This window comes from Bowmanella yangjiangensis, assembly GCF_018531185.1.
Lineage (GTDB): Bacteria > Pseudomonadota > Gammaproteobacteria > Enterobacterales > Alteromonadaceae > Bowmanella > Bowmanella yangjiangensis.
The window spans coordinates 1-286 of the sequence record NZ_JAHDJU010000020.1 but is presented as its reverse complement, the minus strand read 5'-3'; the positions used below and the strand labels follow the sequence as shown (position 1 = coordinate 286).

1 protein-coding gene is annotated in these 286 nt (G+C 55.6%); it reads right to left on the bottom strand.

All coding sequences use genetic code 11. The annotated features are described in order from the left end of the window. On the bottom strand, positions 1-200 hold a 200-nt coding region (locus KJY73_RS22120), incomplete at its 3' end, for an AN1-type zinc finger protein (RefSeq protein WP_408611413.1). Positions 201-286 lie beyond the last annotated feature (86 nt).

The window sequence follows — 286 nt, the reverse complement described above, 5'->3', positions numbered from 1 at the left end:
GCCGCCTTCACCACTGGATTGGCCTTGGCAATGGCATCCCTAGCCGCAGTCCGATAGTCAAACTTGCAGTCATGCTTGTCGGAATAGCGGTGCAGCACGCAGTACAAGTTCCCACATCGGCAGTTGAATCCGGTAAGCCCGACCCTCTTCCTACAACTGGTGCATCGATTTGGGCCTTCCTTCCCCTTGGGGTTCGCCATCGCCCCCTCGCTGGGGCCAGAAACATCAGCAGGCTGTGCAATAAGCGTCTTGACCTCAACTTCAGCAACAGCTACCTCTATTTTAC